The 25,992-nt window shown below is 41.4% G+C and carries 20 protein-coding genes and 1 pseudogene; 8 read left to right on the top strand and 13 right to left on the bottom strand.

The features are described from left to right. The first annotated feature begins 3 nt into the window (after positions 1-3). Genes ODU34_RS03730 through ODU34_RS03715 form a run of 4 tightly spaced genes read left to right on the top strand, consistent with a single transcriptional unit; the run spans position 4 to position 3,002 of the window. Positions 4-765: an amino acid ABC transporter ATP-binding protein gene (locus ODU34_RS03730; RefSeq protein ID WP_002935839.1), complete on the top strand. Its 762-nt coding sequence runs from the start codon at positions 4-6 to the stop codon at positions 763-765. A 10-nt stretch (positions 766-775) separates the two neighbouring features. After that, positions 776-1,615, top strand: a complete 840-nt coding sequence (locus tag ODU34_RS03725; protein ID WP_105179008.1) for a transporter substrate-binding domain-containing protein — start codon at positions 776-778, stop codon at positions 1,613-1,615. Between the two features lie 14 nt (positions 1,616-1,629). Next, positions 1,630-2,328 (top strand): amino acid ABC transporter permease, encoded by a 699-nt coding sequence (locus ODU34_RS03720; RefSeq protein WP_105179007.1) that lies wholly within the window; start codon positions 1,630-1,632, stop codon positions 2,326-2,328. A gap of 14 nt (positions 2,329-2,342) precedes the next feature. Further along, on the top strand, positions 2,343-3,002 hold the full coding sequence (locus ODU34_RS03715) for an amino acid ABC transporter permease (protein ID WP_105179006.1): 660 nt from the start codon (positions 2,343-2,345) through the stop codon (positions 3,000-3,002). A gap of 46 nt (positions 3,003-3,048) precedes the next feature. Here the strand turns inward: ODU34_RS03715 and ODU34_RS03710 are convergent, their stop codons facing one another. The 6 genes from ODU34_RS03710 to ODU34_RS03685 all read right to left on the bottom strand — a co-directional run bounded on the left by ODU34_RS03710 (position 3,049) and on the right by ODU34_RS03685 (position 9,235). Further along, complete coding sequence (locus ODU34_RS03710) at positions 3,049-3,912, bottom strand: hypothetical protein (RefSeq protein WP_105179005.1); 864 nt, start codon at positions 3,910-3,912, stop codon at positions 3,049-3,051. Positions 3,913-3,976: 64 nt separating this feature from the next. Further along, complete coding sequence (gene thrS / locus ODU34_RS03705) at positions 3,977-5,926, bottom strand: threonine--tRNA ligase (protein WP_398578295.1); 1,950 nt, start codon at positions 5,924-5,926, stop codon at positions 3,977-3,979. A 2-nt stretch (positions 5,927-5,928) separates the two neighbouring features. Further along, positions 5,929-6,264 carry a MazG-like protein gene (locus ODU34_RS03700; RefSeq protein WP_398578294.1) on the bottom strand — a complete coding sequence of 112 codons (336 nt, stop codon included), beginning with the start codon at positions 6,262-6,264 and terminating at the stop codon, positions 5,929-5,931. Between the two features lie 269 nt (positions 6,265-6,533). Continuing rightward, on the bottom strand, positions 6,534-6,908 hold the full coding sequence (locus ODU34_RS03695; protein WP_024384912.1) for a hypothetical protein: 375 nt from the start codon (positions 6,906-6,908) through the stop codon (positions 6,534-6,536). Between the two features lie 14 nt (positions 6,909-6,922). Then, positions 6,923-8,236 carry a glycosyltransferase family 4 protein gene (locus ODU34_RS03690; protein WP_024384913.1) on the bottom strand — a complete coding sequence of 438 codons (1,314 nt, stop codon included), beginning with the start codon at positions 8,234-8,236 and terminating at the stop codon, positions 6,923-6,925. Next, the gene (locus ODU34_RS03685) at positions 8,237-9,235 is read right to left on the bottom strand and encodes a glycosyltransferase family 4 protein (protein ID WP_105179003.1); all 999 of its coding nucleotides are present in this window, start codon (positions 9,233-9,235) and stop codon (positions 8,237-8,239) included. A 309-nt stretch (positions 9,236-9,544) separates the two neighbouring features. Between ODU34_RS03685 and ODU34_RS03680 the strand changes: the two genes are divergently transcribed. After that, positions 9,545-11,464: a Spy0128 family protein gene (locus ODU34_RS03680; RefSeq protein ID WP_105179002.1), complete on the top strand. Its 1,920-nt coding sequence runs from the start codon at positions 9,545-9,547 to the stop codon at positions 11,462-11,464. A 433-nt stretch (positions 11,465-11,897) separates the two neighbouring features. Here ODU34_RS03680 and ccpA read toward each other — a convergent pair whose 3' ends face one another. Beyond that, positions 11,898-12,902, bottom strand: coding sequence for a catabolite control protein A (gene ccpA / locus ODU34_RS03675; RefSeq protein WP_105179001.1), 1,005 nt, complete (start codon positions 12,900-12,902; stop codon positions 11,898-11,900). Between the two features lie 209 nt (positions 12,903-13,111). On the opposite strand from ccpA, the gene ODU34_RS03670 reads away from it, so the two are divergent. Continuing rightward, entirely contained in the window at positions 13,112-14,197 is a 1,086-nt protein-coding gene (locus ODU34_RS03670; RefSeq protein ID WP_105179000.1) for a Xaa-Pro peptidase family protein, read from the top strand. 442 nt (positions 14,198-14,639) lie between these two features. Here the strand turns inward: ODU34_RS03670 and tgt are convergent, their stop codons facing one another. Then, positions 14,640-15,782 (bottom strand): tRNA guanosine(34) transglycosylase Tgt, encoded by a 1,143-nt coding sequence (tgt, locus tag ODU34_RS03665; protein ID WP_044763490.1) that lies wholly within the window; start codon positions 15,780-15,782, stop codon positions 14,640-14,642. A 532-nt stretch (positions 15,783-16,314) separates the two neighbouring features. Between tgt and ODU34_RS03660 the strand changes: the two genes are divergently transcribed. Beyond that, positions 16,315-17,157, top strand: coding sequence for a DUF975 family protein (locus ODU34_RS03660; RefSeq protein ID WP_136646828.1), 843 nt, complete (start codon positions 16,315-16,317; stop codon positions 17,155-17,157). A 304-nt stretch (positions 17,158-17,461) separates the two neighbouring features. On the opposite strand, the gene ODU34_RS03655 is transcribed toward ODU34_RS03660, so the two are convergent. From ODU34_RS03655 to ODU34_RS03635, 5 genes are all read right to left on the bottom strand, one after another. Then, positions 17,462-17,890, bottom strand: coding sequence for a CoA-binding protein (locus ODU34_RS03655; RefSeq protein WP_136646827.1), 429 nt, complete (start codon positions 17,888-17,890; stop codon positions 17,462-17,464). A gap of 224 nt (positions 17,891-18,114) precedes the next feature. Next, positions 18,115-18,897, bottom strand: a complete 783-nt coding sequence (locus ODU34_RS03650) for a glucose-6-phosphate isomerase (RefSeq protein WP_398578324.1) — start codon at positions 18,895-18,897, stop codon at positions 18,115-18,117. Beyond that, the gene (gene polA, locus ODU34_RS03645) at positions 18,884-21,520 is read right to left on the bottom strand and encodes a DNA polymerase I (protein ID WP_136646825.1); all 2,637 of its coding nucleotides are present in this window, start codon (positions 21,518-21,520) and stop codon (positions 18,884-18,886) included. Before polA ends, ODU34_RS03650 begins: the two co-directional genes overlap by 14 nt. 99 nt (positions 21,521-21,619) lie before the next feature. Further along, positions 21,620-24,985 (bottom strand): FtsX-like permease family protein, encoded by a 3,366-nt coding sequence (locus tag ODU34_RS03640; protein WP_398578293.1) that lies wholly within the window; start codon positions 24,983-24,985, stop codon positions 21,620-21,622. A gap of 11 nt (positions 24,986-24,996) precedes the next feature. Continuing rightward, a complete protein-coding gene (locus ODU34_RS03635) occupies positions 24,997-25,698 on the bottom strand; it encodes an ABC transporter ATP-binding protein (RefSeq protein ID WP_012027323.1) in 702 nt (233 codons plus the stop codon). Between the two features lie 158 nt (positions 25,699-25,856). Here ODU34_RS03635 and ODU34_RS03630 point away from each other — a divergent pair. Continuing rightward, positions 25,857-25,992 (top strand): annotated as a pseudogene (locus ODU34_RS03630) (IS4 family transposase); the annotation flags it as partial.

Genomic DNA, 25,992 nt, shown 5'->3' with positions numbered 1-25,992 from the left:
TTTATGGCTTTAGTAGAATTTAAAGATGTCAACAAATACTATGGCGACTACCACGCCCTACGCAATATCAACTTGGAATTCGAACCTGGACAGGTTGTCGTTCTCCTTGGACCTTCCGGATCCGGAAAATCTACTCTCATTCGCACGATTAACGGTTTAGAGGCAATTGATGAAGGAACGCTCATTGTCAACGGACATGATATTTCCTCTACTTCTATCAAAGAGCTCGTATCACTTCGCAAAGAAGTTGGCATGGTTTTCCAGCATTTTAACCTCTACCCACACAAAACCGTGTTAGAAAATGTTACTTTGGCACCTATTAAGGTTTTGGGAATCGATAAAGCTACGGCTGAAAAAACCGCTCAAAAGTATCTTGAGTTTGTTAACCTCTGGGATCGGAAGGATTCCTACCCTGCTATGCTATCCGGAGGCCAAAAACAACGTGTCGCCATCGCTCGTGGCTTGGCTATGAAACCTGAGCTTCTACTCTTCGATGAACCAACATCTGCCTTGGACCCAGAAACTATCGGCGATGTACTTGCAGTTATGCAAAAATTGGCACGTGACGGGATGAATATGATTGTCGTAACACACGAAATGGGCTTTGCCCGTGAAGTAGCTGATCGCATCATCTTCATGGCCGAGGGAGAAGTTTTAGTTGATACAACAGATGTGAATGGCTTCTTTGACAACCCGACAGAGCCTCGTGCCCAACAATTCCTCAGCAAGATTATCAACCACGAATCTGATAAGGTAAAACTCTAGGAGGTAGTCTATGGATAAGAAAAAAATCAACATTTTCTTTGCAATTAGATTATTGGTCTTCGGACTTATTCTTCTCGTTTTCGCAAAACAACCAGCAGCTCAAACAGAAACACCCGCATCCATTACCAATAGTGATCAAGTTCAAGCTATCATCGATAGGGGCGTGCTCCGCGTCGGAGTGAAACAGGACGTCCCAAACTTTGGCTACAAGAACCCTGATACTGGTGAATTCGAGGGAATGGAGATTAACATTGCTCGCAAAATTGCAGACGAGTTAGGTGTAGAGATTGAATTTACCCCTGTTACGGCACAAACTCGCGGACCACTGCTTGATAACGGTCAAGTTGATATGGTCATCGCAACTTTTACCATCACCGAGGAGCGCAAGCTACTCTACAATTTCACAACTCCTTACTACACAGATGCCGTTGGCTTCTTGGTCAATAAGGATAGTGGAATCAAGACCTTTACCGACCTAGATGGAAAGACAATCGGTGTAGCTCAGGGTTCCATTACACGTACCCTCATCTCTGAACTAGCAGATAAGTATGGCATTTCAGTAAACTTTGCTGAACTTGGTTCTTATCCAGAACTCTCTGTCTCGCTACGTGCTCACCGTACAGACGCATTTTCTGTAGACCAATCTATCCTTTCTGGGTATATCAGCTCGAAATCTGAACTCATGGACTTTAGCTTCTCAGCTTCTGACTATGGAATTGTTACTAAATTATCTAACAAAGACCTTAACGACTACTTAAATAGTCTCGTAGAAAAATGGACTGCCGATACTAGCCTACAAAGCATCTATGATGCCAATGGTCTCAAACCAGTCACAGAAACTGACGAATAGAAAGGTGAAACAATATGACAGTTTTAACAACTAGTCCTTACGCTTGGGAGAACTGGGTCAGTTATTTCAAGGATTTTCCAACCTTTTTCCAAGGTTTTCTCTTTACCTTAGCCATTTCTGTCGGGGCCTTTATCATGGCCATGTTTTTAGGAATTGTCTTTGGTAGTCTCTCTTCAAGTAAAAATAAAGTTTTAAAAATCATCGCACGTGTCTATGTTGAATACTATCAAAATACACCGCTTTTGGTTCAGTTCATGATTGTTTATTATGGACTTCCACTGATTTCAAATTATGTTCTCATGCCGTCCATCTACTGGACAGCTGTTATCTGCGTGGGCCTCTATCACGGTGCCTATATCGCAGAGGTCATTCGTGCAGGGATTGAGGCTGTGCCTGCCGGGCAAACTGAAGCCGCACTTTCACAGGGATTTACCCAGGCTGAAACCATGCGAATCATCATATTGCCACAGGCCATTCCGACCATTCTTCCACCTTTGACCAACCAAGTAGTAAACTTAATTAAGAATACGGCTACTGTTGCCATTATCTCTGGAGCTGATATTATGTTTATGACAAAATCTTGGTCTGCCATGAATGCCAACTACATACCAGCCTTTGCTGGTGCTGCTTTCCTTTACTTCATCATGTGCTTCCCTGTTGCAAGCTGGGGTCGCCGCATTGAAGAAAAGAATAAGTCAGCTTTTTCACACTAATAGGAGGTTGAACGATGCATTATGTTTTAGAATTACTCAAACCTTCAACCTTCCAACTCTTGTGGAGTGGTTTGAAGTTAACACTCTATATCTCAAGTATTTCGGTAATCCTGTCCATTCTTTTCGGAATGATTCTAGCTATCATGCGCAACGGAAAAAATCCAATTTTCAAGTGGATTGCAACCATCTATATCGAATTTGTGCGTAATGTGCCAAACTTGCTTTGGATTTTCACAGTTTTCTTAGTCTTCCAAATGAAGTCAACGCCTGCTGGTATTACTGCTTTTACTATTTTTACCACGGCAGCCATGGCCGAGATTATCCGTGGTGGTCTCAACGCCATCGGACCGGGCCAGACCGAAGCTGGTTTATCACAGGGTTTTACCCCAGTGCAAATCATGGTCTATATCATCATGCCGCAGGCCATTCGTAAGATGTTGCCAGCCATTATCTCGCAGATTGTAACGGTCATCAAGGACACTAGTTTCCTCTACTCCGTTATCGCCTTGCAAGAACTCTTTGGTTCTAGTCAAATCCTCATGGGACGCTACTTTGAGGCAGAGCAAGTTTTTGCCCTTTACCTCATGGTTGCTCTCATCTATTTCATTATCAACTTTGCCATTTCAAGTCTGTCACGTTATGTGGCCAAGTCTTGGGCGAGCAGTATTGAATAAACATTCCTCCCAGCCAATTGGTTGGGAGTTTTTGTGTTTGTAACAACTATTTTAAGAATAAATAATGATGATCTTTTACCTTGATTGTTACGAAAAAACTAGTTGACTGCACTCCAGGTCTACGAAAACCAATTCTATAGGTTCCGTCTTCCACATTAGAATAGTCAAATGTTTCGACTTTCTGTTTTAAATCAGCTAGTAATTTATCTTCCTCTACTAAGTCGTTTTCTAAACCAAGGTCCTTCTTATTAAAAAATTCAACTTCAATTACCGCCATTTCTTCCTCCATGAGCCAGTCTAAATTAATATCATAAAAACCTGCAAAAGCCCGACCATTATCGCGATTTTCCTCTACCTTTTCATAAAACTTTATCAATTTTTCATCCTGAGTTTCAAGCCTACCATCCACTTCAAACAAAGTGAAATCTTTTTCTTCCATCAATTTAAATATCTGCTGTGCCTGATTCAGTAAATATTTACCTCTCGGCTGATGCCACATAGCTTGGTCAACGATACCATCAAATTGATGTAACATACTGCTTGGGCTATCGTGAAAATATGCAGCCATACTTAGCATTCCCTGTAATTCTTCCTTACCTTCAATCTGGTCATTGACCAAGGTATCGGAAGATTGAAGTGTAATCGACTGACCATCTACAACTTCAGTATAGTCATACTCTACAACATCCCATGGGTTACCAATGGTTATAGGACGAAATTTTGTCAACTCTACCTTACCAGTGAAACCATATGACTCCATACCCTGTTCAAGCATCATCTGATACGATATCAATTCCTCTCGACTAGCCACCCTGGGACTAAATAAGAGATACAAACCAATTATCATGACAATAAAGAAACCAACGATTCCTAACATCAGACCTACAATAACTTTTATTACTCTTTTCATTATTACCACCATTTTCCTTGACTATTATACCAAAAAAGAAGCCCTTTCGGACTTCTTGTTCTAATTATTCAGCTTCTGCTGGACGCGACTTGCGGGCAATATCTGCTAGGATATGGTCCACAAATTCTGTGACTGACTGAGTTTGCGTTGCTTTACTTCCGTAACGACGAACGTTGACTGCATTATCTTCCATTTCCTTATCACCGACGATGAGTTGGTATGGAATCTTGCTGGTCTGGCTCTGACGGATCTTGTACTGCATCTTCTCGTTACGTTCATCCACGTGTACACGAACGCCACGGTCTTGCAATTCTTTGGCAACCTTCCAAGCGTAATCCAAATGAGCTTCCACAGAGATTGGAATCATGGTCACTTGGGTTGGAGCCAACCAAGTTGGGAAGGCACCCTTGTAGGTTTCAATCAAGATGGCAGTGAAGCGTTCCATAGTCGAGATAACACCACGGTGAATCATGACTGGGCGGTGTTCTTCACCATCAGCACCAATGTAGGTCAGACCAAAGCGTTCTGGCAAGAGGAAGTCCAACTGAATAGTTGACAAAGTTTCCTCGTTACCAAGGGCAGTTTTCACCTGAATATCCAACTTCGGACCGTAAAAGGCTGCTTCACCTTCTGCCTCGAAGTAGTCCACGCCCATTTCATCCATGGCACCCTTCAGCATACGCTGGGCATTTTCCCACATCTCATCGTTGTCATAGTACTTCTCTTTGTCCTCTGGGTCACGATAAGAGAGGCGGAAACGGTAGTCGTTTAGGTTGAAATCTGCGTACACATCGATAATCAACTGGAGAGCTTTTTTGAACTCTTCTTGGATTTGTTCAGGTGTCACGAAGATATGACCGTCGTTGAGAGTCATCTCACGAACCCGCTGCAAACCAGTCAATGCACCTGATTTCTCATAGCGGTGCATCATACCAAGCTCAGCGATACGCACAGGCAACTCACGGTAAGAACGCACATGGTTTTTATAAACTTGAATGTGGTGCGGACAGTTCATCGGACGTAGAACAAACTCCTCACCGTCGCCCATGTCCATAGTTGGGAACATGTCTTCTGAATAATGCTCCCAGTGACCCGAAGTCTTATAGAGTTCAACAGAAGCCAATGGTGGCGTATATACGTGCTGGTAGCCTGAAGCCAATTCCTTGTCTGTGATGTAACGCTCCAAGGTACGACGGATAGTTGCACCGTTTGGCAACCAGAATGGCAAGCCTTGACCAACTTCTTGGCTGATCATGAAGAGATCCAATTCCTTACCAAGTTTACGGTGGTCACGTTCTTTAGCTTCCTCACGCATTTGCAGGTAAGCTTTGAGGTCTTTCTTGTCAAACCAAGCTGTACCATAAACACGTTGCATCATTGGATTTTCGCTCTTACCACGCCAGTATGCACCAGCCACATTGAGCAATTCAAAAATCTGGATACGGCCTGTTGACGGAACGTGTGGGCCACGGCAGAGGTCAACGTATTCTCCCTGGGTATAAATGGTCAAACCACCCTCGTCATCAGAGTGCTCGTGAATCAATTCCAACTTGTATGGATCAGTTTTGAAAATCTCAAGAGCTTCTTCCTTGGTCACCTCACGGCGTTCTGAAGGGAAGTTTTCCTTGACAATCTTCATCATTTCTTCCTGAATGCGTGGCAAATCTTCATTTGAAATCTGACCAGCCGCATTGTCCGTGTCATAGTAGAAACCATCCTGAATAGCTGGACCAACCCCCAACTTGATGTCTGGGAAAAGACGACGAGCCGCTTGGGCAAACAAGTGGGCAGCTGAGTGACGCAAGATGTCCAAGGCATCCTCATGGTCAGGCGTTACGATTTCAAGCGTACCGTCCTCTTCGATGGCACGAGTGGTGTCAATCAATTTACCATTGAACTTACCAGCAAGAGCCTTCTTCGCCAAAGACTTGCTGATGCTCTCTGCAATTTCAAAAGTAGTCACACCAGCTTGGTACTCACGAACAGCACCATCTGGGAAAGTAATATGAATCATATTTATCTCCTTTTTTTATTTTTAATCCCCAATAACTCTTCTTTCTGAGTTAAAAAGGTTTCCATTTCTTTTTGAATATCAATATCCAGTCGGTCGGCTAATTCGATCAACCACCAGATATTTTCAGCCATTTTATGCTCCAAGGTATAAGGCGTTTCATCATAGTAACGCCCCTGCTTGGTCATAATCAGACGGTTCATGTTGCCAATATCATTGGTCAAAGCCAAGAGGTCCTCCTCGATGGACCACTCTTTGTCGTGGTGCTTGACTTCCAACTCTCTGTAAGCCTTGCGAATGGCTAGGCAACGGTCAATCGTTTCTTGTGGAATGTTGGTCAACTTCATCTCCTTGTTTTGTCAAAAAAGAAAATACGACACCCTCGCAAAAGGACGTCGTAACGTGGTTCCACCTTCATTCGCAGTCAAGCTGAAAAGCCTGACTACCTCAGATTGGCGATAAGGGAACCACCCTTTTATGTTTGCATAAAATCATACCGAGTAGTGTCAATCCTATCCTCTATGTGCTTGCACCCACCGCACACTCTCTCAAAGATTTCCTAGAATTGATAAGTCTCTAGAGGCTATTATAACAAGGATTTTCTGATTTTTCAAGGATTTTTCCTCATTTTCTTTCTTAGAGAAAATAGCAGAGCTCCTATCCCATTTCCAATCAGAGCACATAAGGTGTAGACAATCTGATAGAGAATAATCCATTCCTTAAAGAAAAAGATGGTTACAGGATAAAGCAGTAAAACCAAGGCAAGAAGGCTAGGAGAAAAGCCATAAAAAAATCCATAAAGAAGACCCGTTAGGAATAACACAATGGGAGTATAGAGCAATATATTCCCAACCACCAGCTCCTTAGAAAGCATAGTGTCACTAATCAGATGAAAGGCAATCAGATAAATACCTGCATACATGGATAGAACAATGAGAGTTGCCAAAACCAGATTCTTCCAACTCTCTTTCCGAAGCTTTTCCATTTGAAACCTCCAGATTATTCAAAGAAATTCCGGATTGATTTTACTTGTTCGACTGATTTTTTCAATATTTTTGCTGTTGTGTCCGTTGATTTAACTACTACTTTTTGCGGTAGGTAAATAGCCTCTTTTATCAAAGCTTCTGCTACACTATCTTGATTAGTATGTTCTTTTCTAAAATCATACGAAATCTTCAAATCTAGATAATATTCAAAAACCTTGCGCCCAAAATTCGTAGAAGAAATCTCATAGAGCTTCTTATCAAGCACATACGGATTCATTGGTGGTGTAGCAATAATTGCCTCAACGACGGCATCTGCCAACTCCTGTTCTCGAATGAAGAGTGTCCCAAACATCTTATCTGTTATAACGTTTTTTAAGTAGGGATTGCTATGTGCCAAAATAGGAGTTCCAGAAGCTAAGCTTTCTAAGAAAGTTAGTCCCTGTGTTTCACTGGTCGAAGCAGAAATAAAGAAATCCGCAGCTTTATAATAAAGCGCTGTATCACTTGGAGCAATCATCCCCGTCAACTGGATGTGTTCATCTAGATTAAGCTCCGCTATCATTTCCTGAAGATCATTTGTATAAGGTCCACCTCCGACAATGACCAACTTCACCTTGGGATTTTCCAGCAAAATTTTTGGCATTGCCTGAACGATTGCTTGGATATTCTTCTCGTGAGAAATCCTAGACAGACTTAACAACATCGTTTCATCACTAGCAATTCCTAGTTGTTCCCGCAACTCATCTGTTTCATCCTTGCCAATTTCTGGTCTATCAAACTTTGCCAGGTCAATTCCTGTCGGAATGACTCGTTTAGAAATCGGAACGTTGTAACTCATTAAAAGATCTTCAACAATCTCACTGGGGCAAATTACCCCATCCAGATCTTTTAAAAATGCCCGTACTAAATATTTAACCATCCCAGGACGAATAATCCTCCCCTTGGCAATATAGTGTACGTAGTCTTCATACTGGGTATGATAAGTATGTACCACTGGAATATCTAGTTCCTTGGCAATCATTTTCCCCAAAATCCCCAAAGAAAATTCTGTATGAGTATGAATAATATCTAGTTTATAGCGACTTGCAATTTTTAAGGCATCTGTAAAACCCGCGTAGGCCACTCGACGATCTTTAAAGGCAAAAAAAGGTACGCTAGGAATTCGGATAATGTCCCAATCTTCGTAGCGATTCACATCCTCATCTGTCGTCGTAAAAATAAATACCGTATGTCCCAATTTCTCCAACTCTGTCTTAAGAGTCCGAATCGAAGTCGCGACTCCTGAAACCTGTGGAAAATAGGTATCCGTAAACAATCCAATCCGCATTTACATCTCCAATACTTGTCGATAGGCATCCACCAATTGGTGGGAAACATTGTCAATCGAGCGACTAACCGCAACCTGGTAGCCCGCCTCACGTTTATCAACCTGCTTGTCTAAGATTTTCTGAATAGAATCGACAAAATCATCCACTGTATGTCCCAATTCGGCAACGTTTTCGTCAATCCAACCATTGTAAACTGGAATATCTCTTAGAACAACATGCTGATGACTAGCAAGAGCTTCCAGAACAACAATCCCTTCTGTTTCCTCATACGATGGGAAGAAAAAGGCATCCGCTCCGCTCATTGCACCCTGAAAAACAGCACCTTTAAAATAACCTGGAAACTCGACATTCGCTGGATGATCTCCCTCAACAATTTTTCTAATATATGACGGAATCAGCCACTTATTGATTGAACCGAGCCAAATGAAGCGGACATGCGGCATCTTTTCGGCTACCTTGACAAAGTCTTCAATTCCTTTACGTCGGAAGTAGAGCCCTGCACAGACAACAACTGGCTGACCTTCTTCAATTTTAAAATGCTCTCGAAAGATTGCTTCCTTACGTTCATCCTTCTTATATTTATCTAAATCAATACCATTCGAAACGGCTATAATTGGCGTTGTCACACCGTAAGACCGGATGAGTTTTTTTGAATACTCTGAAGGAGTGATGACAAAGTCTGCCTTTTGGTACATGCTTGCTAGATATTTCCCTACAAAAGGAGCTAGGGTATTCGAACCGATAAAGGAATTTTGAAAATCTTCCTTCGTGGAATGTCCATGCATGATTACCTTTTTTCCACTCCGTTTGGCTGCATGTAGCAATAACCAGGAGCGTGGACCGTAAGTATTGATATGAATGACATCATAATCTCCCAGCAGGTCTGTTGTATAAGGAATACCTGCCATATCTAGCGCTTCCATCTGGTGTTGAAGCGCCCGACCAATTCCTGATTTCTCTAAAACAGTTTTACCTTCTAAATACAATAGTACTTTCATAATACCATTATAGCCCTTTTTTACATTTTTTCATATTTTAAACTGTATTCTACACGAATTTTGTATCAATTAAAGCCAATACTAAAGAATATAATCCCAAATATATGATTACATAAAAAACATATAAAACAGATTTTAAAAGCAGAAGGACAGCTTGAATGTTTTTTAGAAGATGTTATAATTTACGAATGGTGCACATTCTGGCACTAAGCGTTCAAAATTTATTGAGGACTTTAGATGTAAAATTTGCATGTTATAACGACACAGATTAGCTACATAAATCATGCTTTGAGAAAGGAAAAAAGGATAATGAATACTAAGAAATGGAGAACATCGCTCCTAATACCAGGAATAGTATTATTTGGGACTGTTGCTCTAGTGAATAATGTATCGGCACAAGAAGTAAAAAATACCATCATCAGCGCAAAACAACCTGATGGGGGACAGGCTACTTCAAAGGCGGTTAATGTCAAAATACCAGCAGTAGTACGACTATTTGGTCGTGAACTTCTAGAAAATGAATTTAAATTTGAGCTTAGAGAAGTGGATAGTGAGAAACTTATTGATACAACTCAAAATACAAAAGAGGGCCAAGTTAGATTTAAAAATCTATCATTCGATAAGCCCGGCGAATATTGGTATACAATTTCAGAAGTAAAAAATGAGCTTAGTGGTGTTGAGTATGATTCGAAATATATTGTAGCAAAAATAACTGTAGAAGATCGAAACAACGGACAATTACAGGCAATGATTGAATTTATTGCTGATGACAATGTCTTTAACAATTTCTATACACCTGCTCCAGCTGCTGCTAGTCTTTCGATTAAAAAAGTCCTCGAGGGACGTACCTTAAACACCGGTGAATTCGAATTTGTTTTAAAAAATGAAAAAGGCGATGAAATCGAAAAGGTAAGTAATCAAGCAGATGGTTCTGTAAACTTTAGTGCCCTAACATTTACAAAAGAGGGAACCTATACCTACACTGTTTCAGAAGTTGATGGTGGACTTGGCGATATTATCTATGACAAATCAGACATTAAGGCCACTATCACTGTGAAAGATAACAATCACGGACAACTAGTCTCAACAGTGACTTATGAAAATAGCGATCAAATCTTCGAGAATATTTTGAATCCTGGGAAGTTAATAGCGCCAACCACGGATAGCATTATTACTGATAATGAAGTCTCTAAGGAAGCAATGACTGATAAAGAGAAGGGAAATATCGAACCCCCTAAAGAGCAAATGACTAATAAAGAGAACGATAATATTGTAATCTCTGAAAAACAGATGCCGAGTGTTATGAACGAAAATGCCGTAACACCTGAAAAGCAAATGACTAATAAAGAGAACGATAATATTGAAACCTCTGAAAAACAGATGCCGACTGTTGAGAATGAAAATGCCGTAACACCTGGAAAGCAAATGACTAATAAAGAGAACGATAAGGTTGTAAGCTCTGAAAAACAAATGCCGAGTGTTGTGAACGAAAATGCCGTAACACCTGAAAAGCAAATGACTAATAAAGAGAAGGATAAGGTTGTAATCTCTGAAAAACAGATGCCAACTGTTGAGAATGAAAATGCCGTAACACCTCAAGAACAAATGGCTAATAAAGAGAAGGATAAGGTTGTAATCTCTGAAAAACAGATGCCGACTGTTGAGAATGAAAATGCCGTAACACCTGAAAAGCAAATGACTAATAAAGAGAAGGATAATATTGAAACCTCTGAAAAACAGATGCCAAGCATTGTGAACGACATGGTCGTAACACCTCAAGAACAAATGGCTAATAAAGAGAACGATAAGGTTGCAATCTCTGAAAAACAGATGCCAAGCATTGTGAACGACATGGTCGTAACACCTCAAGAACAAATGGCTAATAAAGAGAAGGATAATATTGAAACCTCTGAAAAACAAATGCCGAGTGTTATGAACGAAAATGCCGTAACACCTGAAAAGCAAATAGCTAATAAAGAGAACGATAAGGTTGTAATCTCTGAAAAACAGATGCCTGTTAATGGGAACAACCAAAATGGTACAGTCGAAGAAAATTCAAACACTAAACCAACAACTGAAAAAACAGATAAGCAGGAGACTTCAACATTTAAAACCGAAACTGCTAAGCAAATCTTACCAGTAACTGGTGAGAAAGGAAGTTTATGGTTATTGACAAGTGGTATTATCGGGCTTGCAATTGCGTTGTTTACACGTAAACGTAAATTATAATAATCACCTAACTGATACAGTTCTAAAGGATGAGAACAAGCCCAGTACTGCTTCTCTAGATTCGTATCAACACCTCGCACAACTTACAGAGTGTGACAGACTTAAAATCAACCACAAAGCCCCCGCTAAGCTTATACATCTAGCGAGGGCTTTATATTTATTTTTTATAATCTTTTAGTTTTCGGTTAGTATAGCCATTTCGTTTGCTTTTAGTACTCGCTTCAAAGGTTCGGGGAACCTTTGAAGGCTGGAGATAAGTCGAAGCAAGTTTGCCTCAATAGCTACAGGTTGCTAGAACAGCCTAAAGGCTGTTCTAGGTTGGAAATGTTTCCTCGCTCGTCGAAGTAATAAAAGATAAACTAAATGATTATAATGTTTGATAGAGTGAGGGTGTGGAGTAATAAGATATCTTATCCGGCTACTCCCATATTTATCACTTAGTTGATTTCCGTACTTTGATTCCGTGGTTAAGAACTACCTCACGGTTTTCCAACTCTTCCTTGTGCATGATTTTGGTGAGCATGCGCATAGCAATTGCACCAATATCATATAGCGGCTGATTGATAGAGGTCAGGTTTGGACGGGTAAACTTGGTCACTAGGGAATCATCACTTGTAATGATTTCAAAGTCTTCTGGAACCTTGATGCCCATATCACTAACACCATTCAATAGACCAGCAGCAATCTCATCTTCCGCAACATAAGCTGCAGTTGCTCCGGCATTCAAAATACGTTCTGCTAGAGCGTAGCCTTCCTCGTATTTATACTTGGATTCAAAAACCAATCCTTCGTTAAACTCGATTCCGTTGTCCTTCAAGCCTTGTTTGTAGCCTGCAAAACGAACTTTACCATTGATGTCATCTACAAGCGGCCCTGATACAAAGGCAATTTTCTTGTTGTTCTTAGCTAACAGATTGACTGCATCAACACTAGCGACAGCATAGTCAATATTGACACTAGGTAATTGGTGCTCCAAATCCACGGTACCAGCTAAAACAATCGGTGTACGTGAGCGTGAAAACTCCGCACGAATCTTGTCTGTCAAATGATAGCCCATGAAAATGATTCCGTCCACCTGTTTTGAGAATAGGGTATTTACTACATTGATTTCTTTCTCATCATTTTCATCACTGTTTGCTAGGACGATATTGTATTTGTACATATCGGCAATATCATCGATACCTTTGGCCAAGGTTGCAAAATAAGCATTAGCAATGTTTGGAATCACAACCCCCACAGTGGTAGTCTTCTTGCTGGCCAATCCACGTGCAACAGCATTTGGACGATAATCCAAACGGTCGATGACTTCTAATACTTTTTTACGAGTATTTTCCTTTACGTTTTTATTCCCATTTACCACGCGCGATACTGTCGCCATGGATACACCTGCTTCGCGGGCAACGTCATAAATCGTTACCGTATCGTCAGTGTTTAACATACGTTATGTACTCCCTTTCAATAGTTCTAGTTCTATGAAAATTACGCTTTCACTCAAGTATAGTGTATCACTTTTTGAAACCACTTTCAAGAGAAAAACACCATTTTTTTGATAATACTTGCAATTTTTTTCATTTTTTGGAACAATAGTCTATATAATAAACGAAACTTTCACTTTTTTTACCACTATATGCTAGAAAGGTCTCCACTATGTCAAAATTACATCATGTTAAATCCTACTTAGAAGCCAACAAAATGGACTTGGCCATCTTCTCTGATCCAGTTAGCATCTATTATCTGACTGGCTATCATAGCGATCCTCATGAGCGCCACATGATGCTCTTTGTTATGCCTGACCACGACTCACTACTCTTTCTCCCTGCCTTGGATGTAGAACGTGCGGTTGCGACTGTTGACTTTCCTGTAGCCGGCTATATGGACTCAGAAAATCCATGGCAGATTATCAAGAGCAAATTGCCACAAAAATCTTTCTCAGCAATCGGTGCAGAATTTGATAATTTGAATTTAACCCGCTACCATGGTCTTCAGTCTATCTTTAGTCAACCATTTTCAGACATTACACCTCTGATTAATACTATGAAATTGATCAAATCTCGTGATGAAATTGAAAAAATGCTGGTTGCTGGAGAGTTTGCGGATAAGGCTATGCAGGTTGGGTTTAACAATATCTCACTCAACGTAACCGAAACGGATATTATTGCTCAGATTGAATTTGAAATGAAGAAACAAGGCATCTCAAAAATGAGCTTTGAGACCATGGTCTTAACAGGCGACAATGCCGCAAATCCACACGGTATTCCCTCAACAAACAAAATCGAGAATAACGCTCTGCTATTGTTCGACCTAGGCGTGGAAGCTTTGGGCTATACCTCTGATATGACACGGACTGTCGCTGTCGGTAAACCTGATCAGTTTAAAAAAGATATTTACAACTTGACTCTGGAGGCTCACATGGCGGCTGTCAATATGATTAAGCCTGGTGTGACTGCTGGTGAGATTGACTATGCCGCTCGCTCTGTGATTGAAAAAGCAGGTTATGGCGAGTACTTCAACCACCGACTCGGTCACGGTTTGGGAATGAATGTCCATGAATTCCCATCAATTATGGAAGGCAATGATTTGGTCATCGAAGAAGGTATGTGTTTCTCTGTCGAGCCTGGTATTTACATCCCTGGAAAAGTTGGTGTTCGTATCGAGGATTGTGGTTACGTTACCAAAAATGGCTTTGAAGTCTTTACAAAAACACCAAAAGAACTTTTGTATTTTGAAGGGTAATGGGGACCAATCGTTTTTTCACTCATCAAAGCTCGTTGACAACTGTTCATTTTGATCTTCAAAGAACATTAAATAGAAGTGCTGTGAAGCCAAGTATTAAAATAAAAGCATACGATCATGTTACCGAGGAGTTTCATAATCGTATGCTCTATTTATTTGTATTTGTGTCTAACCAAATCTTGAGAAGATGTAACTGATACTCTTCGAAAATCAAAATCAGACGTTGTTGACTTGATTTGATGAGTGAAAGGCTCTAGTGGAGCCTTTCAGCCTGTTACCTTGAAACAAAATAGTAACAGGGTTCTATCTGCGTAAGTAGAAACGAACTACGTTCGCTCTATCTCCAACCTCCAAAGGTTCCCCAAACCTTTGGAGCTAGTCTGATTTTGATTTTCATTGAGTATGATAACAAGGCTAAGTCCACAAAGAAGGCTGTTTTATCTTAAAAATTACGTCCGTTTTTACCGTAACCGTATTTTTCCATAAAGTCTTGACGGAATTCCAAAAGGTTGTCATCCATGATTGCTTGACGGACATTTTTCATCAAATTAATCAAGAAGTAGAGGTTGTGATAACTGGTCAAACGAATACCAAATGTCTCGTCGGCCTTAAGTAAATGGCGGAGATACGCACGTGTATAGTTTTTACATGTGTAGCAATCGCACTCTGGATCTAACGGTGTAAAGTCCTCAGCGAACTGAGCATTTTTCACTACAAGACGTCCACGACTGGTCATACAGGTTCCATTACGCGCAATACGTGTTGGTAATACACAGTCAAACATATCAACCCCACGAATTACGCCATCAATCAAGCTATCTGGTGCTCCAACACCCATGAGATAGCGTGGTTTATTCTCTGGTAAAAGAGGAGTCGTGAAGTCCAGGACAGCATTCATTTCAGCGTGTGTTTCACCAACAGCCAATCCTCCAATAGAGTAACCTGGAAAATCCATGCTAACCAAATCATGAGCTGATTGGCGACGAAGATCTTCAAAACCAGCACCCTGTACAATACCAAATAAGCCTTGGTCATGCGGACGGCGGTGAGCCTTGAGACCACGTTCTGCCCAGCGACTTGTTCTTTCGATGGATTTTTTTACATAGTCATAAGGCTGGTAGAACTGCGGACACTCATCAAAGCTCATCATAATGTCAGAGCCAAGATTGTTCTGAATAGAGATAGCTTTTTCAGGTGACAGGAACATCTTACTACCATTGAGATGGTTTTTGAAGGTCACACCTTCTTCTGAGATATTGCGACTATCCGCCAAAGAATAAACCTGGAAACCACCTGAGTCAGTCAGAATCGGTTGATCCCAGTTCATAAATTTGTGCAAACCACCTGCACGCGCCACCAATTCGTCACCTGGACGAAGCCACAAATGATAGGTATTCGATAAGATAATTCCTGAACCCATCTCTTTCAATTCTTCAGGCGACATGGTCTTTACCGTTGCCTGAGTCCCAACTGGCATAAACATGGGGGTCGGAAAGGTCCCGTGTGGGGTAATAATTTCACCCAAACGTGCACCTGTGTGCTTTTCTTTCTTAATCAAGCGATACTTGATTGGAACATCTGTCATCTTTTATTTACCTCCCGCTAGGAAAAACAGTCCTAGGAATTTAATCTTGCATGGTCTAATCCATCAGAGTGTCTTAAATGTTCTCGCTTATTTCAGCGATATTTACCTTGTGTTCTACTTATTTAACAGTAAATAGATAGGCGCATCACAACAAACTGACAAATTATAGTCATTAGTTTATCTTTGATTACTTCGACGAGCGAAAGGTTGGGCTCAAGACCAACCTCGCTTCTTAGGGGTCGTGTCAACATCTCAGCGCAGTGATTGATTGGCTGAAACAATCTGGGGTTAGACTGTTTCAGCTCAACAACTTAAAACTAGGACTTGTTGACGAACTTTTTTTGACCAGTCTAGTTCTTTCCCACTCCCTATTTCCAACTTCAAACACTCCACTAGAGTATTTGAACTCGCTCTGCCGTACTTCATAAAAGCAAACTAAACGATTATACCACAGCACCTTCCAGTCTATCAAAAAAAGCCTAGCTTGTCATCTAGAATTATGTTACAATGTTAAGATAAGGAGGTTATGTAGATGTTTACAATTTTTAATATACGTGAGCGGGCTCGCCAAACGCTAAACGAGACACCTGGTATCTATCAAGTGGCCGTCATCCCCGTCACCATTTCTGTTATCGTTCAGTTAATTTCTTTCTCCCGTAATAGCCTTGCTGGAATATCAGCTGAGGAACTTGCTAGTCCTAGCTACTTTATTTCTACCTCCTTGTTTCCAATATTTTACGGATTGCTACTAGGAATGTTGTCATTATCAGTCATATGGACTATCTTCAATATCATCAAAGGGGGCAAAACTACCACATCATTCAAAGATTCCTTGAGCATTTTCAATCATAAAGATTTCTGGAAAATCTTTCGAACTTACATTTTAAAAAGTTTCTTGCTCTTCCTTTGGGGACTACTGTTTTACCTTGGTATTGGTCTACTTATCGGTGCTGGAACGATGATTACGATTATAGCTGCATCCAGTCAAACCTTGGACCCTAATGCACTCCCTATGGAAATTCTTGCCATACTGGGATTAATGGCCATGGGAGGTATCCTACTTATGCTTTTAGGGTTGGCTCTTTATATTCCACAAATCTATGCTTACTCACAGGTAGAATATATCTTGTTTGAACAATTGGAACGCGAGGAATATACAGGCGCCTTTTCAATCATTCGGTCTAGCCGAAAGTTGATGAAAGGTTACAAATTCAAACGCTTTACACTTGATTTATCTTTCATTGGTTGGTTCCTTCTTGTCATTATTACATTTGGATTGGCAGGTTTATATGTATGGCCGTATCACTATGCTGCACAAATGCACTTCCATGAAGAAATTTTAGATGATCAGGCTAAGAAAATGAGTTACGTATAAAAATAAGAGCGATATTTGCTCTTATTTTTATATAAGTTTTTGTGTCGATATTTAAGAAAAAAATATATCAGTAATTGGTGCAAACAGTTGGATTGTGTTATACTATGACTGAGGAGCGACAAAGGACTATTTAGCCTGCTTGGTATTGGAGCAGATTTCTTCCTTTCTATTTTTACGCCATGTGTAGTAATTTGTTCCAATTCTAAGCGCTCCTCACTTAGAGTCATCCAGCAGTTCAATGGTTCATTGAGCTGCTTTTTCGGTGAAAAAAGTCGGATAAATATAACCCGACTTACTAGTATTGTTATTTCATTTCAAGATATTCAATCTTGATACATTTATTCATGACAATATCGTTACAACCTGCCTGACGCAACAGTTTTTCTGCTTCTTGACTTTCTAATCCAAGTTGAGCCCAGAAAACTTTGGCATTCGACTGGATAAATTCCTGTGCTACCTCTGGTAAAAATTCACTTCTGCGGAAAATATCTACAATATCAATAGGTTGGTCAATCTCTGCTAGACTACTATAGACCAACTCGCCTAAAATAGTCCCACCAGCAGCCTTGGGATTAACCGGAATAATTTTATAACCCACTTCCTGCATGAGCTTGGAAACGCGGTAGGCTGCTGTCTCTTCTCGACTAGACAAACCGACCACCGCAATAGTCTTAGCATTTTTCAAATAGTCAAAGATAATGTCCTGACTAGGATTTTGGAAGGAATAAGACATAGAGACCTCCTTTAATGTATATTAAATGTTAGAATCAATAAAAGCTTAATGAATAAAGTCTGCTATAACACAATCTTGTCAGTTCATCTAGAATAATCTAACTAGTTATCGTCATTTAGTATTTCTTTTATTACTTCGTTAACTCGCCTTGCCTAACTCCAGTTATGCCTGCGGCTCGTTGCCTAGTACTAAAAGACTATACTAACTTAGCTTGTTTATCCTGATTATTTTTTAGCAATTTGGTACACAACATCCTTAACTTGGCCGATAACCTTTTTAAGGTTGGTCCGATCTTTATCGGTTCCTGGATCTAAGGAATAATAGATTGAACCCACAACCACGGAGTCATCATAAGTAGCTGTCGATTCCATCCGATAAAAAGTCAGACGAGCTAATTTTTGATCTGTTAATAACTGTCGCCCAACCTGCCATTCCTGACCATTGATTGTGACAACCGTCTTTTCACTGAAAGAATGATTTGTTTCAACCATCCGTGCTTCTAATTCCTCCGGCGTCATATTGCGACCGTCTTCCAATGGAGACTGATTAAAAGCATTGATATTATAGAGTTGGACCATGTAATTGCTGGAACCTTCTTTAACATCATAGACTGCAGCGACTGTCTCATCCTGAGTATTTTCTGCATTAATTGTCCAAGTAGATGGCACATCATAATAACGGAAATATTCCTTGATATTCCCATTTTCATCTTTTTCAGCAACACCATTATTGGCCGCATAAATCTTGTGGCCTTTTTGTGTTTCGTCGATAGGTGGTGTACTATTAACAGCTACAACCTCTGCATTTGCTAAAACATTGAACTGTTCGTTCGTAGTATCCTGTTTTTCTTGCAAAATCGGTAAGGTGGTTGAAAACTCTTCCCCTGAAGAAGCTGGTGTTTTCTCAGTCTTCTGCGATGCTTTTCCGCAACCTGCGAGCAGAAGACTACATAGACCAATACAAAGAATTAATTTTTTCATACTTTTTCCTTTCTTACTTTGCTTCATACCATGTTGAACCTTCATTTTCATCCACAATCAATGGCACAGACAGACTAATTGCCGATTCCATGGTCTCTTTTACCATGGCTTTTACCGTTTCTAGCTCTGCCACTGGGACTTCCAAAACAATCTCATCGTGTACTTGCAATAACATACGTGTCGCAAGACCTGCTTCAGTCAAAGCCTTGTCAAGATTAATCATGGCTACTTTGAGAATATCTGCAGCCGAACCTTGAATTGGTGAGTTGATGGCTGTTCGTTCCGCAAAATTACGGACATTGAAATTGCGAGAGTTTATATCTGGTAATTCACGACGGCGTTTGTAAATCGTCTCTACATAACCCTTATCACGTGCCTCACGAACAATGGTTTCCATGTAATTCTTAATTCCTGGGAAGCGTTCAAAATAGGTATCGATATAGTCTTTAGCTTCCTTACGTGTAATCCCCAAGTTATTGGATAGACCGAAATCTGAAATACCATAGACGACACCGAAGTTTACAGCCTTGGCATTCCGACGGTCATTTGGTGTCACATCCTCAGCTTTTTCGATACCGAAGACCCGCATAGCTGTCGAAGTGTGAATATCTGCACCTTGCTGGAAGGCCTCAATCAAATGCTGGTCCTGAGAAATATGAGCCAAGACGCGCAATTCAATCTGTGAATAGTCCGATGCTAAAAGGACACTATTTTCAAGCGATGGCACAAATGCCTTACGAATCAAGCGCCCTTGTTCTAGACGAACAGGAATATTTTGCAAGTTAGGGTCCGTCGAAGATAGGCGACCTGTTTGTGTCAAATCCTGTACATAGCGGGTATGAATCTTACCATCTTCTAAAATGGCATCCTGCAAGCCGACTACATAAGTTGATTGAAGCTTGGTAATCTGACGGTATTCCAAGATTTTTGAAACAACTGGTGCAATTGGCGCTAAGCGTTCTAAGACATCCACTGCTGTTGAATAGCCTGTCTTGGTCTTCTTGGTATATTCCAACGGTAGGCCCATATCTTCAAAGAGAATGGTCCCAAGCTGCTTAGGCGAATTGATATTAAATTCCTGACCAGCTAGTTCATAGATTTCCTTGGTCAACTGGTCAATCAAAACTTCGTTTTCAGATTGCATAGCTTTGAGAGTCTCAGCTTCCACCTTAATACCAGCAATCTCCATCTTAGCTAAAACATTTGCCAGTGGCAACTCCATATCAAACAAAAGATCTAATTGCTGATTTTCTTCTAATTTGGTCAACATCGGCTCTTCTGTCTCAATCAAAACCTGAACCTTACGTGCCAAGTGTGGGAAAAAGACCTCGCGTTCTGGTAAGTCTAACTTAGCCCCCTTGCCATAAACTGCCTCATCTGGAACAAGACTGGTCTGACCATAGAGGTTGGCAATGGTTGTTAGGGAGTTGTCCTCAACGGTGGAAAGTAAATATTTGGCTAGACGGCTATCGAAAGTAGCTGGAGATAGCGTAATCTCTTTTCGGTCTAGAAGAATTTTTCCACGCTTAAAGTCATATATTTTTATGGTTTGGTTTTCTAAAAAGTCACGCAAGACTGGACTATCAAGTAGCTCAGGCCCTCCGACATAGATTTTCTCCTTATCCCCCCAAGCTAAACCAACCAAATCCTCTCGGTGATAATTTTCACCCAAGATTTCAAAATAGAAAAACTGGTCTTGTTTGAGCATAGCGGGGCTGATTTCCGTTACGATTTGGAAATCGAGTACCACTTCCTCTTGCGAGCTGGTCGTACCTAACTGAGCCCTTAATTGCTTGAAGCCCATGTCATCATAAAATTGTCCCAGTTCATCCACCTTAGGACCTTGATAAACAATGTCATCCAGACCAATTTCGATTGGTGCCTGAGTATCAATGGTAGCAAGTGTACGAGATAGGAAGGCCTTCTCCTTATCAGCAATCAGGTTTTCTTTCATCTTAGAAGCCTTCATGCTGTCGATGTTTTCGTAAATGCCGTCTAGTGAGCCGTGTTCAATCAGGAGTTTGAGGCCTGTTTTTTCACCGATTTTGGTCACGCCAGGGATGTTATCGGACTTATCTCCCATCAAAGCCTTGAGGTCAATAAACTGAGTAGGGGTAATCCCCATTTTTTCCATGAGGTAGGCTGGGGTAAATTCTTCGAATTCGGCTACGCCTTTCTTGGAAATTTCGACTACGGTATTCTCATCAGTCAGCTGGATCAAATCCTTATCACCGCTGACAATTGTCACATCGAAAGGAATGTCTGTCCGCTCTGCCATTTTGTCCAAGGTACCGATAATGTCATCTGCCTCATACCGATCCAGTTCGTAATGCTTGACTCCCATGGCATCCAACATCTGACGGATAAAAGGAAACTGCTCACGGAATTCGTCTGGAGTCTTGGCACGACCGGCCTTATAGTCTGCATACATCTCCGTACGGAAAGTGGTCTTTCCAGCATCAAAAGCCACAAGAATGTGGGTCGGCTCAATCCGCTTCATCATGTGGTCCAGCATGAGATTGAAGCCGTAGATAGCATTGGTGTGAAGACCTGTCGGACTCTTAAAACGATCAATTTGATTATAAAGTGCAAAGAAAGCACGGAAGGCTACCGAAGAGCCATCGATTAATAATAATTTATTTTTTTTCATGTCTCTATTATAGCATGAAACGTATGTTTTAGTAGACTAGGGAGGGCTGGAATAATAGAAAATCCCAGTCAGTGACTAGGATTTTCCGTGTGATAAACATTACTCAACAGATTTTAGTGCTTCTAACATATCCACCTTTCTCAGATGATGATTGATGTACCAACCAAGAGCAGCCAAAATTCCACTAATGGCTAAGATAGGAATGAGATAGACTTCTAGTCCGACAGATGGATTGAATCGGATACTGTCCGAACCAATCATGGCAAGAAGGAGCTTGTGGAGATAAATACCGCCAACCAGTCCAACCAACATACCAATCAGCGAAAGGGCAATGGTTTCACGATAGATGTACATGGTCACCTCTTTATTGTGGAAGCCCAGTACCTTGATGGTGGATAATTCACGAATCCGTTCAGACATATTAATAATTGTAAGGTTGTAAAGAATGACCAAGCCAAGCAAGATGGATAGAATGACTAGAATGGTCATGATGGTCTGAAGCGAGCCTGCAATCGTGGTAAGCATGTCTATAAGAGAAGTATTTTGAACCAAACTTCTAACTGCTGGCATCGCTAGGAGTTGACTTGCAAGAGTCTGAATATGCCCCAACTGACTGTCTTTCAACTGAACCAGATAGGCATTGGCAGTCTTCTGCTTGCCAGTCACTTGTTCGTAGTAGCTATCTGTCATATAGATAAAATGCCCTGCGTACATATCAGCCACAGCCTCTACCCTGACTGAAACTTCCTTATCTTCCAAGGTCAGTGATAATTTATCACCAACTGAAACTCCGTAGATTTGCGCCAATTTTTCTGTGAGAACAATCCCCCTATCACTCAGTTTAATTGGGTGACCTGTCGAACTTTCCAGACTGACTTGATTTCCAAAATCCCGACGATCTGAAATGTAGAGACTAATCAATAGATTCTTTCTCTGACCGTTTTCTTCCACCGTTTGATTGAACTGTTCAAAAGCCACTGGCAAGGATTGGCGAACCTGATCTGACTGAAGAAAATGTGTTAACTTATCCAACTCTTCCTCAGTAGCTCTGCTATTTTCCACCACCAACATATCATAATGGATCAGCTCCCCAAACTGTCGTTGGACAACTCCTGAAATAGAGGAACGGATACCCAGTCCTCCAAAAAGAAGGGCGACGGTCCCTGCTACTCCAAAGATGGTCATAAGCATACGAAGCTTGTAGCGGAAGATATTGCGGGCTGTCACCTTATGGGTAAAGCTTAGACGAGACCAGATAGCCGGCCATTTTTCAAGCCAAATGCTGGAGCCTGTAACCGGTGGCTTAGGTAAAAGTAGCTGAGCAGGTTTTTCTGTCAGTTCCCGACGAGCCACCAAGTAAGCTGGCAGGACCGAGGAAGCCAGAGACAGGAGCAAGGCTAAACCTGTCCAAAGGGGATAAAAATGAAGTTTAGCTGGTCCAATCACGGTTGTCTGCGTAATAATGTTGGAAATAAGTGGAGACAAGAGGAGATTACCTGCTATTATGCCGACTATTGTTCCTGCCAGACCTGCCGCCAAACCATAGAGAATGAACTTAGCCATAATCTGTCTATTCGTATAGCCAAGGGCCTTGAAGAGACCTGACTGGGTTCGCTCTTCGTCGACAAAACGGGCCATGGTGGTAAAGGTCACTAGAGCTGCGACAAGGTAGAGAACAACTGGGAAGACATTGCCCACTGCCGCAATAGACCTAGTCGCATTGCTATAGGTAGTATAGCCATCCCCCCCTGGTAGGCTTGTTCGAGTATAGACCTGATAAGGCGCTTTTTCCAGCTTACTTAAGTCGGATTTGGCCTGAGCAATCTCGGTTTGAGCTTGGCTAATTTCTTGATCGGCCGAAGCTTTCTTTTCAGAAAATTGGGATTGAGCTTGACTTAACTCTTTATCAGCCTCCTCCAAACGGAGTTCTTCCTGACGGAGCAGTTGATTTGAAGACTCTAACTGACTCAGTCCCCATTCATAGTCTTCTACTCCTTTATTGTAGGCTGCAATGCCTTGTTCATACTGACTCAAACCTGCTTGATAACGGGCCAAACCTGCCTGATATTCTTGATTCCAAGTTTGGTACTGGGCTAGATTGCTATTGTATTCATTTTGTTTGGTTTGATAGTAATCATAACCTTGTAAATAGGCTTGGTTGGCCTGCTCATGGACAGATTCCATTTGGTCTAATCGACTTTTCTCAACATCCAAACCTTCCTGTCTAGCCAACAAGTCAGGATAGTCTGAGAGGGTTTGGCCGTCTTGCAAGTGATTGGCAATTTCAAGGTCTAACTCTTGCTGAGCTTGAAACCAACTAGCTCGCCCTGTGGAAATCTGAGATGCGGTCTGACTCAGTTGGGCATTTTGGGAATCCAATTCTTGCTTGGCCTCTTCTAACTGCTGGGCTGACGTTTCTAATTCCATCTGATAGCCGTCTAGAAACGAAGCAGTCTGTTCTAATTGAGCCTTACGCCCATCCAATTCCTTTTTACTTTCTTCCAATTCAAACTTATTTTTTAATAGTTGGGCTTGGGCAGCTCGTAATTCAGCTTCCGTTTGGACAACCTTAGCCCTACCACGCGCAAACTCTCTACGACCCGTCGCTAATTGCTCCTCCCCTGTTTCCAGTTCTGACTCTGCCTGTTCAAGCTGGGATTGAGCCTGAGCAATTTCCTCTTCCCCTTTTGAAATATCTGTCTGTCCATCTGACTGAATAGCTGCCAATCGTTGTTCATCATTGTTAGCCAATAACTTTTCTAAGTCTTCTTGGTGCTGGTCCAACCTGTCTTGATAGGCCTGACTGTAATATGGTAAATCAACCAAATCATCATAGCGAATACGGGCAATAGTGTAAACTTCTGATTTGAAGGTATCCTGACTAACAAGGCCGTAGCCACCTAACTGCCCATCACCACTTGCAGCCATGCCCATGGTTTCATTGTCCCAAATTTCTGCTGATGCGACAAAGCCCACAAGAGTAAAACTTGTCTGTGTCAAGATTTTTCCATCCTTATCAGACTCCGTCACTTGAACAGTATCATCCAATTTATAACGATTTTTTAAAGAAGTTGATAGGGCTATTTGCCCCTTTTGACTGGGCATTTCCCCTTCTACTAGCTTATAGGTCGATAGGGTCTTGGGAGCTGAAAACAGCCGAATTGCAGTCTGGCCTTCATTAGTAACCACATCTTTAAAATAGCCAGCCTCTACTGTCGCACCCTTAATGGATGCCAATTCATCCATGTCAGCCTGACTGATACCCAGACCAGAAACGACTGCCAAATCCATTGTCCTATGGTCAGCGATATAGGCTTGGGCCGTCTTTTCCATATTGGGAGCTGTGACTTTCAGACCTGTCAAAGCTAGAGCTCCTAGCATCATCAGGCTAAATATGGACAAAAAACGACCCTTGGAAGAAAGCAGAGATTGTCTCATATCCTTCCAGTAGATTTTCTTTTTCATAGTTTCACCCACTAATATTCTAGGCTTGCAATATCCTGTGGTTCTGCGTGTAACTCAACGGAGTGTACACGTGCATCCCGCATTCGAATCACTCTATCTGCAATAGGGGCTAGGGAACTATTGTGGGTAACGATAATCACCGTCGCCCCCTGCTTGCGGGACATATCTTGTAGGATTTGCAAGACCTGCTTACCTGTTTGATAATCCAGGGCACCTGTCGGTTCATCACAGAGGAGAATTTTAGGCTTTTTTGCAACGGCACGGGCAATGGCCACACGTTGTTGTTCGCCGCCTGAAAGCTGAGCGGGGAAATTATTGATACGGTGACCGAGTCCGACCTGTTCCAAGACCTCCTCGGCATCCAAGGCATCCTTGACGATTTCTGCTGCCAGTTCCACATTTTCCTTGGCGGTCAGATTGGCAACCAGATTATAAAATTGAAAGACAAAACCTACATCATCTCTACGATAATTGGTCAGTTCATGACTTGAAAGCTTGGCAATATCCACACCGTCAATCCAAACCTCCCCCTCATCATTGCTATCCATGCCACCTAAAATATTGAGCAGAGTGGATTTGCCAGCACCAGACGAACCAAGAATGATGACTAGCTCACCCTGCTCAATCTCAAAGGACACACCGTCATTTGCCACAATGGTCGCATCCCCCATTTGGTAGTATTTTGACGAATTCTTTACTTGGATGTAGGACATGACACACCTCGCTTCTTCTCTTCCTAACAACTGTATTCTTACTACTTATTATAGCACAAAAGAGGGATTCTCACCCAATGTCATTAAGTTAGCTAACCTATCACGTTTTGTGGTAGGTTAGTTTTTTATGTTACACCAGAAATAAAAGGGGAAAAATCATGCTAGACCAGATTAAAGCTCATTTACTTGATAGTATTAACGACATCGTTTCCACCGCAAACCAGTTTGTGCTTCATCCTGAAAAAGATTTTAGTCGGAAAAGTCAGCTAACGATGAAAACCATGATTCAAGCTA

Source organism: Streptococcus sp. 2018WUSS126 (assembly GCF_044427425.1).
GTDB classification, from domain to species: Bacteria; Bacillota; Bacilli; order Lactobacillales; family Streptococcaceae; genus Streptococcus; species Streptococcus hashimotonensis.
This window is presented reverse-complemented; position numbering and strand designations above follow the sequence as displayed.